Origin of the sequence: Cytobacillus stercorigallinarum (assembly GCF_014836495.1) — a bacterium.
Taxonomy (GTDB): domain Bacteria; phylum Bacillota; class Bacilli; order Bacillales; family Cytobacillaceae; genus Cytobacillus; species Cytobacillus stercorigallinarum.
Map to the genome: position 1 here is coordinate 110648 of NZ_JACSQT010000001.1, position 15506 is coordinate 126153.

The following is a 15506-nucleotide window of genomic DNA, read 5'->3' on the forward strand; positions in this document are numbered from 1 at the left end:
GAGTAACTTTTTTCAACCTCTAGACTGACTTTTAAAAAGCAGTCATTTTGTATAATGAAAGTAACAGTAAGGAGGAGAAATGATGCAAATAAAAGAGCTAACAATATATGTAGGTAATTACAATGAAACGAAAAAATTTTATGAAGAAGTGATGGGGTTACATGTATATAAAGAATCTAAACAACAGATTACATTTCAGGTCGGTACAAGTCTGTTAACCATTCAAGAGGCGTATGAACAGGCCTCTTTTTATCATTTCGCTATTAATATTCCACCTAACTTATTTCAATCAGCGAAAGTTTGGTTAAGTAATAGAGTGACATTGGCAAGGGAAGAGGGTGAAGATGAGGCAGACTTTAAGGAAGCAAAAGCAAAAACGATCTATTTCGAGGATCCATCCGGTAATATCGTTGAATTCATTGCAAGAAAAACGTCTGCTGTAGCTGATGAATCGCATTTTCATAGGGCTCATTTCTTAAATATAAGTGAGGTGGGTATCGCTACAAACCATGTACTAGAGCTTGCTCAGCAATTACAAGATAAAGGAATACCAGTGAGAAACAACGAATCTATTAAACACGAGAAATATTTAAATTTTTTCGGAGAATATGAAGATGGAGTTTATATTATTGTTGCTCCTGTTGGTAGAAGGTGGATTTTCTCTAATAAATATGCTAAAGAGGCACCAATCGTTATTCGAACAGATAGAGGGATTATTCAATCATAGATAATGGAGGTAATCATGAGGAAAGTAGAAGTACTTGATTATGATCGACAATGGTCTACGGCTTTTGAAGTAGAGGCACAGAAGTTAAAGCGAGTCTTCAAAGAGCAAATGATAGCCATATTTCATATCGGTAGTACCTCAGTGCCAGGTCTTAAATCCAAGCCGATTATTGATATATTACCGGTTGTCAAAGATATTACAGAGGTTGATGATTACATCACTGAAATGAATGCATTAGGGTATGAGGCAAGAGGAGAGAATGGTATTAGAGGCAGAAGATATTTTCAAAAAGGACATGATAATCGTACTCATCATCTTCATTTTTTTGCAAGAGACAATGAAGAGATTATTAGACATCTTGCCTTTCGTGATTATTTACGGACTCATCCATTAGAAGCAAAAAAATATGGTGCATTAAAAGAAGCATTGGCCATTAAACACTCTGCAGATATTCATGCCTATATAGAAGGAAAAAATGCTTATGTGAAAAAAGTTGAACAAAAGGCATTAACTTGGTTTGAACAGGACGGGAATCTTCATCAACATCGGTTTTAAATATATTTTACTGGATGGCCTATTTTTCACCATCCAGTGAAATATATTGGTCTAACACAAATTTTTTAAATGTTTTTGTGATAGGTGACATATAACGGCTTTCTAACCAAGCAATACCAATCATACGAAAACAATGTGGTCGACTAATTGGAATTTGTATAATCTTACTTTTGTTGATACCTTTCAAATCTGGTAAAACTGAAACCCCAAGCTCTGCGGCAACTAACCCTGCCACTGTGTCTGCCTCATCGCCTTCAAACGTAATTTTTGGTGTGATCCCTGCATCTAAAAAGAGCCCCTCAACGGTTTCTCTTAAAGAATAACCTTTCTTTAAATGGATGATGGGTTCATATTTTAGTTCTTCGAGTGTAATAGAGTTTTTCTTTGCTAGGTGATGGTTTTTAGGTACGACGGCAAAAAGTTCTTCTTCCCATAACTTCATCCACCCTACCTCATCATCTTTATCATTAGGTGCAATAAAACATAAATCAATTTGTCCATTATAAAGTTGTTCTAACATGACATGTGAAGCTCCCTGACTAAGTTGGAAATGTGTTTCAGGGTAAGAATCACGGAATTGTGAAATCATATCAGGGATAATATTGGTACTTAATGTATGGAGAAAGCCAAGAGAAATCGTTCCAGTATGCGGTTGAATAAGGTCTTGAATTTCTTGTTTGGCTTCTACATATTCTTGAATTATTTTCTCTACTCTTCGCAAAAAAATAACCCCATATCCATTAAGGTGAATAGCACGCCCCTGTCTTTCAAATAATGGTACGCCTAATTCATCCTCTAACCTTGCAATGGAACGACTTAATGCAGACTGAGAAATCAATAGTTTCTCTGCTGATTGTGTCATATGTTCCGTTTCGGCAAGTGTTCGAAAATAAAGCAATTGTTGAATATCCATAGACTCACTCTTTCCATTACAAAAATGCATTATTTTTATTATTATAATGCATTATACATATCGATTCAAAGGTGGTACGATGTTTAATATTAAAGAATATGTTAGAAGAACTATTCTAAAAGAAAGAAGAGAACATGAATTGATGAACGGCATACAGCAAGGTACCAACCTTTTTAAAAAAGTGAATATCGCATTTTTTGCTGCGGGATTTAATACTTTTGCCATACTCTATTGCATGCAACCATTACTGCCGGAGTTTTCGAAGATTTTTTCTATTACCCCAGCAGAAGCAAGTCTCTCCCTCTCCCTGACAACAGTAGTTTTAGCGATTAGTATGTTATTTTTTGGTTCTATATCAGAGGTGTGGGGAAGAAAACCGATTATGGTTTATTCCATGTTCATTTCCTCATTTCTGTGTATTTTGACGGCATTTAGTCCTTCTTTTGAGATATTACTTATTTATCGTGTGCTCATTGGTGTGACACTTGCAGGCTTGCCTTCTATTGCAATGGCTTATTTATCTGAGGAAATGGATCCGAAAAGTTTAGGAAAGGCAATGGGCCTTTATATTAGTGGGAATGCCACAGGCGCTGTCTTTGGGCGTGTGTTTACGGGTGTTATTACAGATTACTTCAGCTGGCAAATTGCTATCCTTGGCGTGGGACTGATTGGCTTTATTGCCACAATGTATTTTCAACGAAGTTTACCTGATTCAAAATTCTTTAAACCGAGATTATTAAACCTTCGTTCATTATCCCATTCTTTAATTGACCATCTTAAAGATCCAATGTTGTTAGCTTTGTTTTTTATCGGTTTTTTACTATTAGGTAGCAATGTGGCATTGTTTAACTATGTTGGTTATTTATTAATGAGCGAGCCATTTTCATATAGTCATGCAACGATTGGCTGGTTATTTCTTATTTATTTAATCGGTGTAGTTAGTTCTACAATTAACGCAAAACTTGTTCGTTCTTACGGTAAAGAGAAAATGTTAGTCAGTTATTTCACCTTGGCCATAGTAGGTACAGTTTGTACGGCTATACCTCATATCATCGGCATTCTTTTAGGTTTATCTATCTTTATATTTGGCTTTTTCGGGGCACACGCCATTGCTTCAAGTTGGGTTGGCCAACGAGCAACACATGACAAAGCACAAGCCTCTTCGCTCTATTTATTTCTTTATTATTTCGGCTCTAGTGTCGGTGGTACAGTTGCTGGATTCTTCTGGTCGCGCTACGAATGGCATGGAGTCATCGGCATGGTTGTCATTTTTCTTATGATAGGATTTGCGCTTGTTGCAAGTCTACAATATATGCAAAAAAACCATGTAGTGTTGAAACAACAGTGGCATTCTTATAAATGAAAATGATTGATGATTGAGCGCTCAATCAAATATTTTTATGAGAGTAATAGACGATAGTAAAACCCAATCTGATCAAATCGGATTGGGTTTTTTCATATAAGGGAATGATGGACAAGAGTGGAAAAAGCAGAAGTGAAAGACGAGCGATGGTGGTGTTAGCCTTTTCATTAGTAAATTTTGTTTCCATGCGCAAATTTAGATTGTTTGCGTTACAACTTGTCACGACATTATTTCATCATAGTGGAGACGATCATTAAATAGTAACTGCCAAGCTATCGATAATAGGATTAACTCTTATTAATAAGAACCAATAGCTTTTTTTCTCTCCTCTTTAAATACGTTTCTAGTTAAATCAATAAATGCTTGTAGTGGTGGTGTCATTTGTTTGTTTTTATGCCAAGCTATTTGAGTATAGAGTTGAATGTGTTCGTTTGGCCAAATAATTTCTTTTAATTGACCGTTGTGAAGCTCTTTATTGACGACCATGGCGGGAAGAAAAGCCACACCTAGTCCAGCTATTACACATTGTTTAAGGGCCTCTATACTCACAAACTCAATACTGTTATGCAAAAAGACATTTTCCCCCGCTAAAGTCTGCTCCAATAAAGTGCGATAGGCACATCCGATTTCGGTTAAGAGAAATGATTCATTTTGTAAATCTTTTAGGGTAACGCTTGATTTAATTGCATACTCTGGCGCTGCCACCATTTTTAACTCTTCAATTATTAATGTCTCTGTCAGTAAGGTCTCAGGGGTTTTTCTCACATCCATGATAAAAGCAAGGTCGAGTGTACCATCATCTAAAAGTGCTCTTGCTGAATCATCAGAATGGGCAGGTTTAAACGTCAATTTTACATGAGGAAACTGTGATTTAAATAATTGTAAAACTCGTGGAAGTCGGTAAGTACATTGACTTTCTTGTGCGCCAATTGTTAAGGAGGCTGTTCTAAACTGTTTGTCACTTATTTTTTGTAGTGCCTCATCATTTAACCTTAACATTTGGTCAACATACTTCTTGTATTCTTTACCGGTAGCGGTCAAGACAAGTTTTTTTCCCAACCTTTCAAAAAGTGGGTGTTGCAGTTCTGCTTCTAATGCTTTTATTTGAGCGGTTACACTTGATTGTGCAAAATTAAGCATTTTTGCAGTTTTTGTAAAATTCAAAGTAATGGCTGCTGTTTGAAAGGTCTTTAATTGCTTCATATCCATTTTTTCACCTTCAGCATTGATCGTATTTTTCGATTGATGATATCTATATTATCATCTGTATCTATTAATAGAAACAGATTAAACTTAATATGATAGGAAACTAGAGGAGTGAATCGTAATGAAAATAGCAGTTATATATGGTGGAACACGTAAAAGCGGGAATACTGAATGGTTGACGAAACAAGTGATAAATGGGGTGAAAGTTAAGGAATTTCATTTATCTAACTATCAAATAGATGCTATAAAGGATCATCGACATAGTGAAGGCGGTTTTCCTCTAGTGGATGATGATTATCAACAATTAATTCAAGAAATAATGACATATGAAACGTTAATATTTGCTACACCTATTTACTGGTATAGTATGTCCGGTATGATGAAGAATTTTATCGATCGCTGGTCCCAAACACTCAGGGATCCCGAAATGAAACACTTTAAGAAGTGCATGGAAAATAAACAAGCTTATGTCATAGCTGTTGGTGGAGATCAGCCAACGATCAAGGGATTACCAATGATTCAACAATTTCAGTACATCTTTGATTTTATGGGAATGAAGTTTTTAGGATATATATTGGGTGAAGGAAATAAACCGAGAGATATTGAAAAAGATACGAAGGCAATCAGTGCAGCAAAAGAAATGAATAAAGTTATTTCACAAGGAAATGAGGCATAAAAATGAACAATCAACCCATTAACATTCAAGAAAAACTAACAAAATTTCATACGTTTTGGTCTCCAAAAGTTGTTGCAGAAATGAATAATTATCAATTGAAGGTCGCTAAATTCTCAGGTGAGTTCGTGTGGCACAAGCATGATGATACAGACGAAGTATTTTTGGTAGTTAAAGGTGAATTAACGATTCGCATGAGAGAAGAAGATGTGGTATTAAAGAATGGTGATTTATTCGTTGTCCCTCAGGGAGTGGAACATTGTCCATATGCAAAAGAAGAGTGCCATGTCATATTAATTGAACCGAAAGGAGTGATTAATACTGGAGAGGTGAAATCATCATTGACGGCTGAAAATGATGTTTGGATATAAGATGCAAAAGGGGGTAAAGTGATGGAATTAAGGGAGGTATTAAACGAGCAATTAAATGCATCACATCATGAAAATGGGTGGTTTGTTAGTTTGCTGAATAGCATAACAAACTTGAGTGATGAAGAAGCAAATTGGAAACCGAACGAAGACGTTCATAGTATCCATGAAATCACGACACATCTTCTTTATTATAATGAAAGATACTTGCATCGCTTCAAAGAAGAACCAGTTGATGAAGCTAAAGAAAATACTTTTCAGTTGGCTGAAGGGGTAACTTTTTCTCACACGAGAGAGAGGATTCATCAATTATATAATGATTGGAAAAAAAAACTAGAAGCATCGGATGATTTAGTGATGAATAATGCCAGTGAGCCATTGAGTCATCTTTATTTGCATACGGCGTATCATACGGGTCAAATCATCTTGTTGCGCAAATTACAAGGAAAGTGGGATGCATCCCAAGGAGTGGAAGGCTAAGCTTGATTGGGCTACTGTCATCGACTTGTTCTTTTCAGATGAAGGTTGCAATCAGTTGCAGGTTAAATATGGGCATGGTATAATTGGGAAAACTTAAATATACAACTACCTTTTGTCTAAAGGGGAGTAGCAGTTACAGTAAAGTCGTCAATACAGGGACTCTCCCTCGGCTTTATTGGCAACATTCGTTGTTTGCGAGACCTTTACCAAATTTCTTTGGTAAGGGTTTTTGTCGTGCTTTAAAAAAAGAAACACTAACTCATTTATTAAGGAGTGAAGACTAATGGCTGTGAAAAAATTACTAAAGAGACTCATTCAAAAAGAAGGCGTGAAGTTTTTGAAGAAAAAAGCAGTGCCAATCATAAAAGAACAGTTAAAGAAAAGGAAGGGTAGATAAGGGATGAAGACAAAAGTTTATGTTGCTGCTCTTGGTATGTTGTTGTTCTTGTCTGCATGTTCGCCAATTGAAGATACAAAAAATACGTTGGCGTATGTTAATGATGTGGAAGATTATATGAATGAGATTACAGAGTTTGCCAACGATTTTCCAGAACAAGCAGAGCAAGCGATAACGGATGAGAACGTGGCAGCATCACTGGAAAAAAATATCGAGGAGTTACAAAAAGCCATCGATACTATTGAACAAACAGAGGCACCAGAATTAATTGATAGTCTTCATGCTGAGTTGGTGCAACAAAATGAAGCATTATCATCGCAACTCGTTAAACTTGAGGAAAGTTTAGAGAAAGGTGCATTAACGAAGGCGTTTGTTCAGGACCAAGAATTTATGCAAACAATAAATGACATCACATCCATTTACAATGAAATTGAAAATCTTGGAGAATAGGCTAGCGCTAATGATGAGTAAAAATAAAAGCAAGCTAACGGTGCTTGCTTTTATTCTCTTATGGGATAAAGTGCTTTTTCCACCGTTTGTGCGTTTTTTTCAGTGATTTCATTTTTTCTTGGAATGGGATTATAGATATCCGATGAATCCTCCCAAGTATGTGGTAGCTTAAATGGAGATTCCTTTTGCCACTTTTCCATCCAATCAGAGGGAAGCTCTCCTTTTCCGCTTGAATTTTCAGTCATTTCCAACCAGATAAGTGACCAAGCTCTCGGAACGACCCGCCAAATATCATATCCACCACCGCCAACGGCAATCCATCTACCTTCACAATATTGATGAGCAAGTTGGTGAGCGAGCCTTGGTATTTCTTTATATATTCTCATTGTTGCTGAAAGATGTGTTAATGGATCATAGTAATGCGCATCAGCACCATTTTGCGTAAAAATAATATCTGGTTTAAAAAACGCTGCTACTTCTTTAAAGGACGTTTCGTAAGCATGTAGCCAAGAATCATCCTCTGTAAAAGCGTCTAAAGGTATATTAAACGAATAGCCATATCCATGACTATGACCTCTTTCATTAATATTCCCTGTTCCGGGAAATAAGTATCTACCAGTTTCATGGATAGATAATGTACATACATTTGGATCATCATAAAACGCCCATTGTACACCATCGCCATGATGAGCATCCGTATCAATATAAAGGACACGGGCATTGTACTTTTCTCGTAAATATTTAATTGCCACTGAGCTGTCGTTATAAATACAAAACCCAGATGCCTTCCCTCTAAAGCCATGATGAAGCCCCCCGCCTAAATGAAGGGCGTGCTCTGCCTTCCCTTGCATGACATAATCAGCGGCAGTCAATGCGCCTCCAACAAGTAAGCTACTGGCCTCATGCATTTGAGGGAAAATAGGTGTATCCTCGGTTCCAAGCCCGTAACCTTCTGCCTGCTCTTGGGGAAGCTCACCATTGCCTGCTAACTTTACAGCACGAACATAACCTGGATCATGAATGAGTAATAATTCTTCTTCTGTTGCTATTCTAGGTGCAATCATTTGTGCGTCTTTTATCGCATGGATAGATTGTAGTAAATCTAAAGTTAATTTTAGGCGTTGCTGATTAAAGGGGTGCTCAGCATTAAAGCGATAGTTAAGTAATGCATCAGAATATAAAAAAACAGAACGGTCCATGATGTTCACTTCCTTGGATCTATAGGCCAGAGTACAGAATGTCCTTCCTCACGTAATTTGTCTACAAGAGCAAGCGGATTCATTGTTTGGACTCTAAGGACTATAATTTTGTAATTACTATCCTCTTTATCTGGATAGACGAGGACACTAAGTATATTGGCTTTTAAATTGCGAAATACCGAGGTTACTTCAAAAAGCTTGCCTGTACGATTAGGCACTCTTACTTCAATTTGTGATCCTGGCTGATGGGCTCCTGTTAATTCAACATAAGTATGAAGGAGGTCTGTCTGAGTTACAATGCCAACTAACTTATTATCATTGAGAATGGGCATACAACCGATGCGGTGCTCGTACAGGGTTGCTGCAATATCTTCTACAAAGTCTAATGGGTGTCCAGAAATAATATTCGTTTTCATAATTCGTTTAATTGGTTGCGAGAGGCCTTCTTTTAATTGAACTGTATCTAGTATAGAAGGCGTCGCATCCCGTATATCTCGATCTGTTACTAAGCCAATAAGGTGATTGGTTTCGTCGATAATAGGCAAATGGCGGATTTTTTGATCACGCATAAGTTGGAGTGCATCTGCAATGAGGTGATTTTCAGTAAGTGTAAAGATTTCCTTCTTCATCATTTCTTCAACAATCATTTAAAATCCCCCTTTTTAAGAAAAACTAATACATAAAGCGATTCATAAATCGAAGTTTATCAAACTGTTGAATGGAATCTGTGCATACTCGTTTACCAATACGCGCCATTAGACAATTAGCTGGATGAGAGCTGATTTCTGGATCATCAGTAGCAAACCATACCAGTCCACCGGCATTCATCATCTTTTCCATGATTTTGCGATACTCCCATACATTTAAACCAGTTCCTTTTAAGTCCCAATGCCAATAGTATTCGGTAGTAATGACAATATAATCTTCCATCGCATCATCCATCATAGAGACGCGTAAGATACTTTTTCCAGTTCCCGTTCCACGAAAGGCAGGAATCACCTCTATGGCCCCTAGTTCGATGAGATTATTCATTTTCCCTTCTGACCATCTTTCTAACGGGTCTGGATACAAATAAGTCGCATAGCCTACGATCGTATCTCTAAATCTAGCAATAATGATTCTTCCTTCAGGTAATTCAGCAATCTCAATTAAAGCCTTCCTTTGTTGCTCTGGAGGTCTGAAAGCAACAAGATCATGATGAAAGTCATAAGTTTTTAGAAGGTCGACAGAAACCGGACCTTCAATGATTAATTCTCCGTTTGCTGTATTCAGTTTCATCGCATTATACGTTTTCAGATGCTGCAATTCATTCACCGCCTAAAACAAGTAATCTTACTATCTATTATACATAAACTGCTGAAGCGCTTTCATATAAAAAACATCAATTTAATGACAATTTGAAATTATATGTAGATTTTTTTAAGTAGTGGTGAGAGCAAAAATCATAATATTTTCGTCTGCCTTTTATGAAGTAAGAACGACTGTTGAAAATGAGGAAGTAATTGAACTTTTGACTCTCCTGCAAAAGTGGCTGCACAAACAAATAAGTGTATCTCTTTAAAAGGTATAACTTTTGAGCAAATGATGAGATAGAATATACATATATTTTCCATTTAGTATTTGATGATGAAATGAAAGAAAAGGAGATTAGCCGTGATTGGGAAAATCGTTTCAATAACATGGACGGTATCACCTTTTTATGATTATACCTTTTTAAGTTACAGTTTAATAATTCATTATGGATAATTACCTGACCTATAATTTAAAAAATTGTGAAAATAAAGTATTTATATTATAATAGTTTAAACAAGTTTAAAGGGGGATAAATAAACATGAAATTGGAAGCGCTGCCAGTAATACAAGGGAACCATAATTTGAAGAATTATGAGGAAGCGTATAATAGTTTTGATTGGACAGAAGCGAAAAAGCAATTTTCTTGGTACGAAACAGGGAAAATGAATCTGGCGTACGAAGCAATTGACCGCCATGCTGAAAGTGATAAGAAAAACAAGGTAGCGCTCTATTATCGTGAAGGTGAGAGTAAAGAAAAGTATACCTTTAAAGAAATGAAGGATTTCTCAAACCAAGCGGCTAATGTACTAAAAGCATATGGAGACGTGGAAAAAGGAGATCGCGTATTTGTTTTTATGGGGCGTTCACCAGAACTTTACTTTTCAGTTCTTGGTGCAATCAAACTAGGTGCCATTGTAGGGCCACTGTTTGAAGCCTTTATGGAGGGAGCGGTAACAGACCGTTTGGAGGATAGTGAAGCAAAAGTCCTTATTACGACTCCTGAACTTTTAGATCGTGTACCTGCTGATAAACTACCAAACTTAAAACATATCTTTGTTGTTGGTGACAATGTAGAAGAAAATGGGAAATTATTAGATTTCCGTAAATATATGCAAAATGCAAGTAAAGAGTTAGAGATTGAATGGGTAGAGCCAACTGATGGTCTTATTTTACATTATACTTCTGGTTCAACGGGTAAACCAAAAGGTGTTTTACATGTTCACAATGCAATGATCCAGCATTATCAAACGGCGAAATGGGTACTGGACTTAAAAGAAGAAGATGTTTATTGGTGTACTGCTGATCCAGGTTGGGTAACAGGAACTTCTTATGGTATTTTCGGACCTTGGTTAACAGGGACATCTAATCTCATTGTCGGAGGCCGATTTAGCCCTGAAACATGGTATCAAGCGATCGAAGATTATGGGGTAACTGTTTGGTATAGTGCGCCAACAGCATTCCGTATGCTAATGGGTGCTGGGGATGAGGTGGTGAAAAGGTTTAACTTAAGCTCATTACGCCATGTGTTAAGTGTAGGTGAACCACTGAATCCTGAAGTCGTGAGATGGGGCATGAAAGTATTTAATAAACGTATTCATGATACGTGGTGGATGACAGAAACAGGTGCGCAATTAATCTGTAATTATCCAAGTCTAGCGATTAAACCTGGCTCCATGGGTAAACCAATTCCAGGGGTGAAAGCAGCTATTGTTGATGACCAAGGGAATGAATTACCACCAAATCGTATGGGTAATTTGGCTATCAAAAAAGGCTGGCCATCTATGATGCATACAATTTGGAATAATAAAGAAAAATATGATTCATACTTCATGCCAGGCGATTGGTATGTTTCAGGCGATTCCGCTTATATGGATGAAGATGGTTATTTTTGGTTCCAAGGGAGAGTCGATGATGTAATTATGACGTCAGGCGAACGAGTAGGACCATTTGAGGTAGAAAGTAAGCTCATCGAACATCCAGCTGTTGCGGAAGCTGGTGTCATAGGAAAACCGGATCCGGTTCGTGGCGAGATTATTAAAGCCTTTATTGCGCTAATCGATGGCTATGAAGCAACAGATGAATTGAAAGAAGATATTCGTCAATTCGTTAAAAAGGGGTTAGCGGCACACGCTGCACCTCGTGAAATTGAATTCCGTGACAAACTGCCAAAAACACGCAGTGGTAAAATCATGCGTCGTGTATTAAAGGCTTGGGAATTAGATTTACCTACGGGCGACTTATCTACAATGGAAGATTAATTGATCAATGAGGTTAGTGTTGCGAGTCAATGTTTGAGGTATTCCTCTCTAATTGACTCGCTTTTTGTATTTGAGTTAACGCTTTTGAAGTAAAGGGGAGGAGTAGCTATGAATACATGTTTTATATTTAACAAACACACTGGAAATATTGCAATGTCTGAAGTCATGATAGATGAAGGTGAATCTATTTATTTGGGGCATATTGATAGAAATGGAAAGCAAACTATTTAGATATTATGATTATAGAATCAAAAAAAGAGGTGCGAATGGCACCTCTTTTTACTTCTAAATCAGGAATAATCGTATTTCTCTTTGTTTATTCTTCATCACTCGTATCCGGTTGATCTTCTTCCGCTGGAGGATTTTCAGTTTCTTCTTGAGGTTTTTCCTCTTCAGGTGTTTCTTCTGGTTTGCTATCTGTTTCTGTTTCCTGTTCTGTTTGTTCCTCTTTAGGCTTGTTTTCTTTTGCTTTTTCTTCTTTTTTCGGCTTTTCTTCTTTTTTCACATTGCCAACTTGTACTTTGCTTGAAGGTGAAGATTCGTTACCGGCAATATCCACTGCTGTAACATGGTATTCACCATTGCCACCTTTATAGCCTAAGGAGTCACCTGCTTTAATGCTGGCTACTTTTTTACCGTCTTTATATACACGATAGCCAATGACGTCATTTTCAGGGTGTTGCCCCCATGTGATGGAGTTACCTGATGATTGAGCATTTGGTGCAGCTGGTTTTTTGCCATTTTCACTCATTTTATCGGCTGCCACGAGTACTTTAGCCCATTTATCCCTTTTCGGTAATAAGTCACTTGGATTCGCTTTAATGCCAAATAGTTTTTCAATATACGCGGCATCTATAACCATACCAGGCTCAGAAAATTCCGCTGGTGTAGATTCAAGTGCCAAATACTTTCTATCTCCAATATGGACAATTCTACCTGTGCCAAGACTATCATCTGATCTAGATGGAACGTATTTTGCATTAAAGATGTCAGTATCAACAAGTCCTGCTGCAGAGCATGCTTGAGACGGGATTAAACCACTAATTGCACAGAATGAGCGACTGACTATACCATCAGGCCGTTTAAAGGTTTTATCCGGTTTCATGAGCTCAGGATTTACATCATAAGTAGCGTTCATCAAATCTGCCCATAAGTAATTATTACGTGCGCTATAAGATAAGCTACCACTTGCTTTTAGAGACTTAGGCGTATCGTAGCCACTCCATAGACCAGCAGTGACATTTGGGTTAGATGCGACAAACCAAGCATCTTCAAAATTATTACCTGTCCCTGTCTTACCTGCCCAATCGGCACTGAATTTTAAACGGTTTTTAACAGCAGTGGCTGTCCCATTATTAATAACCCCACGCATCACATCTATTGTTAAGTATGCGGTTTGCGGTGTAAAGACTTCCACTTCTTTCGTTTCATGTTCGTAGATAACATTGCCTTCTTTATCAGTAATTTTTTCAATCATATAAGCATCTACGAATTTACCGTTATTAGCAAATGTAGTGAATGCATTCGTATTCTCTTCAACGGAAACACCGTTTGTTAATGAACCTAATGCAGCTGATCTATTCGTTTTATCTTCTTCAGTTAAGGTGGTTATACCCATCTTTTCAAGATATTGTGCCGGGTTTTGGCTTAAAATATCGGTATAAAGTTTAACGGCTGGTACGTTATAAGATTGTTCAAGTGCATACCTTGCTGAAACTAAACCATGGTAGGTAAAAGAATAGTTTTTTGGCCAATAGTCACTTGAACCTGGGTTTAATCGCAGTGGCACATCGGGAAGAATACTTCCTGGTTGTGCTGCACCAAGTTCGAATGCAGGACCATAAACAAGTAACGGTTTCATGGTTGAGCCGTTTGGTCTTAAAGTATCGGTTGCATGGTTAAGATCCTCATTTAATGATACACCCTTGCCACGACCCCCAACAAAGCTCAGAATTTTCCCTGTACTGTTTTCAATCAGTTGTCCACCAACTTCTACAGGTTCCATTACTTCTTTTTCTTCACCATCGATTACATAGGTCGCACTTTTGGCTGGTCCGTAGTTAGGATAATCTTTAACTACTTTTTGCCAAGCTTCATAAATATCTTTATCAATAGTTGAGTGGACATGATAACCATTCTGTCTTAATGCTCGATCAGCTAAAATAAGATATTCGTTTTTAAGGTCGCCAGTTAAATCAGCTTCTTCATAGCCATCTTGTTCGGCTAAGATGGATGCTAAAAGTTCCTTTGCGCGGTCTTGGATTTCATAAGTTAAATAAGGGTATTTTTCAATTGCATCATCATTTTTTGGTTTTCTAAAATCAGCAACAATATTATACTCGCTAGCTTCTTTGTATTCTTTTTCTGTAATTCTTTCATCATCGTACATTCTCTTCAGTACGACTTTCATACGATCAATGCCTGGCTGCAGAGACTCCTCATCCTTCAAGCCACCACCTTGTTGGAATGGTGTGTAACCAAAAGGAGACTGGGGCATACCTGCAATGAAAGCTGCTTGCGGAATCGACACATCTTTAGCATCAACACCAAATAAACCTTGGGCAGCAGCCTGAACGCCAGCGATATTTCTACCTTCCGCATTACGGCCAAAAGTAGAGACATTTAAATAAGCTTCAAGAATCTCTTCTTTATCGAAATAATTCTCTAGCCTTAATGCGAGTAAGATTTCTTTTGCTTTTCGATCAAAAGAAACTTCGTTTGTTAAGATCTGGTTTTTTATCAGTTGTTGCGTTAATGTACTTCCGCCAGATTGAGTAGAGGCGTTTGTGACTTCTTGAAACAGTGCACGGAGGATCGCTTTTGGCACTACACCTTCATGCTCATAAAAATATTCATCCTCTGTGGCAATAACAGCATCCTGCAAATACGGTGAAACATTTTCTAACTTCACTTCTTCTCTTTCAAGGTCCGTTCTTACATTTCCTAAATATACATCACCAGCGAAATATAATTTTGAGGTTTCCTCATAATTATAGATTTCCTTTTGCATATTTTCATAAGAACGAAGGGGTTCATCTTTAACAAGAGAAGCAAAATAGCCAATACCTGTGGCACCTGCAAATGCCCCACCTAAAATAGCGGTAATCGCAAAAATTAATAATAAGTTCCATATAACTTGATATGTAATACGTGCGCCTTTTTTGGTTTCATTATGAGTTAAAAAACCGAATGCGGCTTTTGCTTTTTCTTTTATCTTGCTGAAGGTTTCATTCATTCGTTCATCCCTCCTAAAATCAAATACATTATAGCATAACCCAACAGGGAATATGACAAGGTTCGTCATAAAGTACAAAATTCATATTTTTCTTAGTATGATGATATAAATAGATGAAAAAAACGTCATATTGACATTGGTTATTCTTTTGTGATAAAAATGCATTATTACGATTCAATTTAATATTAGCGTTGATGGGTCATAAGTAGTCATTCTATCCCTGTTTCAGAAAGTCGACGGATTGCTGTGAGTCGATACAAATAGAAGTGCGAAATACCTCCCTGAGCTTTTACTGCGAACGATTGATCTAGTAGTAGTAAACGGTTTTTCCGTTATCAGTGAAGAGTGGAGAATGATGGTGTTCTCAAACTGGGTGGTACCGCGCAAAG

Annotated in this window: 16 protein-coding genes and 1 other annotated feature (1 of these 17 cut by a window edge); of the genes, 10 read left to right on the plus strand and 6 right to left on the minus strand. The window is 37.3% G+C overall.

The window, feature by feature from the left end:
• Positions 1–82 precede the first annotated feature (82 nt).
• Together H9655_RS00610 and H9655_RS00615 are read left to right on the plus strand one after the other, a co-directional pair.
• Positions 83–727: a VOC family protein gene (locus tag H9655_RS00610; protein WP_191809900.1), complete on the plus strand. Its 645-nt coding sequence runs from the start codon at positions 83–85 to the stop codon at positions 725–727.
• 15 nt (positions 728–742) lie between these two features.
• Positions 743–1282, plus strand: coding sequence for a GrpB family protein (locus tag H9655_RS00615; protein ID WP_191809903.1), 540 nt, complete (start codon positions 743–745; stop codon positions 1280–1282).
• A gap of 19 nt (positions 1283–1301) precedes the next feature.
• Here H9655_RS00615 and H9655_RS00620 read toward each other — a convergent pair whose 3' ends face one another.
• The gene (locus H9655_RS00620; protein ID WP_191809905.1) at positions 1302–2195 is read right to left on the minus strand and encodes a LysR family transcriptional regulator; all 894 of its coding nucleotides are present in this window, start codon (positions 2193–2195) and stop codon (positions 1302–1304) included.
• Positions 2196–2337: 142 nt separating this feature from the next.
• On the opposite strand from H9655_RS00620, the gene H9655_RS00625 reads away from it, so the two are divergent.
• Both H9655_RS00625 and H9655_RS22295 read left to right on the plus strand, forming a co-directional pair.
• A complete protein-coding gene (locus H9655_RS00625) occupies positions 2338–3558 on the plus strand; it encodes an MFS transporter (protein ID WP_191811301.1) in 1221 nt (406 codons plus the stop codon).
• A 107-nt stretch (positions 3559–3665) separates the two neighbouring features.
• Complete coding sequence (locus H9655_RS22295) at positions 3666–3815, plus strand: hypothetical protein (RefSeq protein ID WP_225230354.1); 150 nt, start codon at positions 3666–3668, stop codon at positions 3813–3815.
• Positions 3816–3855: 40 nt separating this feature from the next.
• Here H9655_RS22295 and H9655_RS00630 read toward each other — a convergent pair whose 3' ends face one another.
• Complete coding sequence (locus H9655_RS00630; protein WP_191809907.1) at positions 3856–4767, minus strand: LysR family transcriptional regulator; 912 nt, start codon at positions 4765–4767, stop codon at positions 3856–3858.
• Between the two features lie 118 nt (positions 4768–4885).
• Here H9655_RS00630 and H9655_RS00635 point away from each other — a divergent pair, with 118 nt between their 5' ends.
• From H9655_RS00635 to H9655_RS00650, 4 genes are all read left to right on the plus strand, one after another.
• Positions 4886–5440, plus strand: coding sequence for a flavodoxin family protein (locus H9655_RS00635; protein WP_095372237.1), 555 nt, complete (start codon positions 4886–4888; stop codon positions 5438–5440).
• Positions 5441–5442: 2 nt separating this feature from the next.
• Positions 5443–5808 carry a cupin domain-containing protein gene (locus H9655_RS00640; RefSeq protein ID WP_095372238.1) on the plus strand — a complete coding sequence of 122 codons (366 nt, stop codon included), beginning with the start codon at positions 5443–5445 and terminating at the stop codon, positions 5806–5808.
• Positions 5809–5829: 21 nt separating this feature from the next.
• Complete coding sequence (locus H9655_RS00645) at positions 5830–6285, plus strand: DinB family protein (RefSeq protein WP_191809909.1); 456 nt, start codon at positions 5830–5832, stop codon at positions 6283–6285.
• Between the two features lie 400 nt (positions 6286–6685).
• Positions 6686–7132 carry a DUF6376 family protein gene (locus H9655_RS00650; protein WP_191809911.1) on the plus strand — a complete coding sequence of 149 codons (447 nt, stop codon included), beginning with the start codon at positions 6686–6688 and terminating at the stop codon, positions 7130–7132.
• Between the two features lie 50 nt (positions 7133–7182).
• On the opposite strand, the gene H9655_RS00655 is transcribed toward H9655_RS00650, so the two are convergent.
• Genes H9655_RS00655 through H9655_RS00665 form a run of 3 tightly spaced genes read right to left on the minus strand, consistent with a single transcriptional unit; the run spans position 7183 to position 9636 of the window.
• Entirely contained in the window at positions 7183–8331 is a 1149-nt protein-coding gene (locus H9655_RS00655) for an acetoin utilization protein AcuC (protein ID WP_191809913.1), read from the minus strand.
• Positions 8332–8336: 5 nt separating this feature from the next.
• On the minus strand, positions 8337–8978 hold the full coding sequence (locus tag H9655_RS00660) for an acetoin utilization AcuB family protein (RefSeq protein ID WP_191809915.1): 642 nt from the start codon (positions 8976–8978) through the stop codon (positions 8337–8339).
• A gap of 25 nt (positions 8979–9003) precedes the next feature.
• The gene (locus tag H9655_RS00665) at positions 9004–9636 is read right to left on the minus strand and encodes a GNAT family N-acetyltransferase (protein ID WP_191809917.1); all 633 of its coding nucleotides are present in this window, start codon (positions 9634–9636) and stop codon (positions 9004–9006) included.
• 527 nt (positions 9637–10163) lie between these two features.
• Between H9655_RS00665 and acsA the strand changes: the two genes are divergently transcribed.
• Both acsA and H9655_RS22610 read left to right on the plus strand, forming a co-directional pair.
• A complete protein-coding gene (gene acsA, locus H9655_RS00670; protein WP_191809919.1) occupies positions 10164–11882 on the plus strand; it encodes an acetate--CoA ligase in 1719 nt (572 codons plus the stop codon).
• Positions 11883–11990: 108 nt separating this feature from the next.
• On the plus strand, positions 11991–12113 hold the full coding sequence (locus H9655_RS22610; RefSeq protein ID WP_263600729.1) for a hypothetical protein: 123 nt from the start codon (positions 11991–11993) through the stop codon (positions 12111–12113).
• Positions 12114–12198: 85 nt separating this feature from the next.
• Here the strand turns inward: H9655_RS22610 and H9655_RS00675 are convergent, their stop codons facing one another.
• Positions 12199–15117, minus strand: a complete 2919-nt coding sequence (locus H9655_RS00675; RefSeq protein ID WP_191809921.1) for a transglycosylase domain-containing protein — start codon at positions 15115–15117, stop codon at positions 12199–12201.
• 182 nt (positions 15118–15299) lie between these two features.
• Positions 15300–15506 (plus strand) — a binding site (T-box leader) (it continues 15 nt past the right edge of the window).

Excerpts from the sequence above, each read along its gene's own strand:
- H9655_RS00610 (WP_191809900.1), top strand. The coding sequence starts at position 83 with ATGCAAATAAAAGAGCTAACAATATATGTAGGTAATTACAATGAAACG.
- H9655_RS00615 (WP_191809903.1), top strand. The coding sequence starts at position 743 with ATGAGGAAAGTAGAAGTACTTGATTATGATCGACAATGGTCTACGGCT.
- H9655_RS00620 (WP_191809905.1), bottom strand. The coding sequence starts at position 2,195 with ATGGATATTCAACAATTGCTTTATTTTCGAACACTTGCCGAAACGGAA.
- H9655_RS00625 (WP_191811301.1), top strand. The coding sequence starts at position 2,338 with ATGAACGGCATACAGCAAGGTACCAACCTTTTTAAAAAAGTGAATATC.
- H9655_RS22295 (WP_225230354.1), top strand. The coding sequence starts at position 3,666 with ATGGACAAGAGTGGAAAAAGCAGAAGTGAAAGACGAGCGATGGTGGTG.
- H9655_RS00630 (WP_191809907.1), bottom strand. The coding sequence starts at position 4,767 with ATGGATATGAAGCAATTAAAGACCTTTCAAACAGCAGCCATTACTTTG.
- H9655_RS00635 (WP_095372237.1), top strand. The coding sequence starts at position 4,886 with ATGAAAATAGCAGTTATATATGGTGGAACACGTAAAAGCGGGAATACT.
- H9655_RS00640 (WP_095372238.1), top strand. The coding sequence starts at position 5,443 with ATGAACAATCAACCCATTAACATTCAAGAAAAACTAACAAAATTTCAT.
- H9655_RS00645 (WP_191809909.1), top strand. The coding sequence starts at position 5,830 with ATGGAATTAAGGGAGGTATTAAACGAGCAATTAAATGCATCACATCAT.
- H9655_RS00650 (WP_191809911.1), top strand. The coding sequence starts at position 6,686 with ATGAAGACAAAAGTTTATGTTGCTGCTCTTGGTATGTTGTTGTTCTTG.
- H9655_RS00655 (WP_191809913.1), bottom strand. The coding sequence starts at position 8,331 with ATGGACCGTTCTGTTTTTTTATATTCTGATGCATTACTTAACTATCGC.
- H9655_RS00660 (WP_191809915.1), bottom strand. The coding sequence starts at position 8,978 with ATGATTGTTGAAGAAATGATGAAGAAGGAAATCTTTACACTTACTGAA.
- acsA (WP_191809919.1), top strand. The coding sequence starts at position 10,164 with ATGAAATTGGAAGCGCTGCCAGTAATACAAGGGAACCATAATTTGAAG.
- H9655_RS22610 (WP_263600729.1), top strand. The coding sequence starts at position 11,991 with ATGAATACATGTTTTATATTTAACAAACACACTGGAAATATTGCAATG.
- H9655_RS00675 (WP_191809921.1), bottom strand. The coding sequence starts at position 15,117 with ATGAATGAAACCTTCAGCAAGATAAAAGAAAAAGCAAAAGCCGCATTC.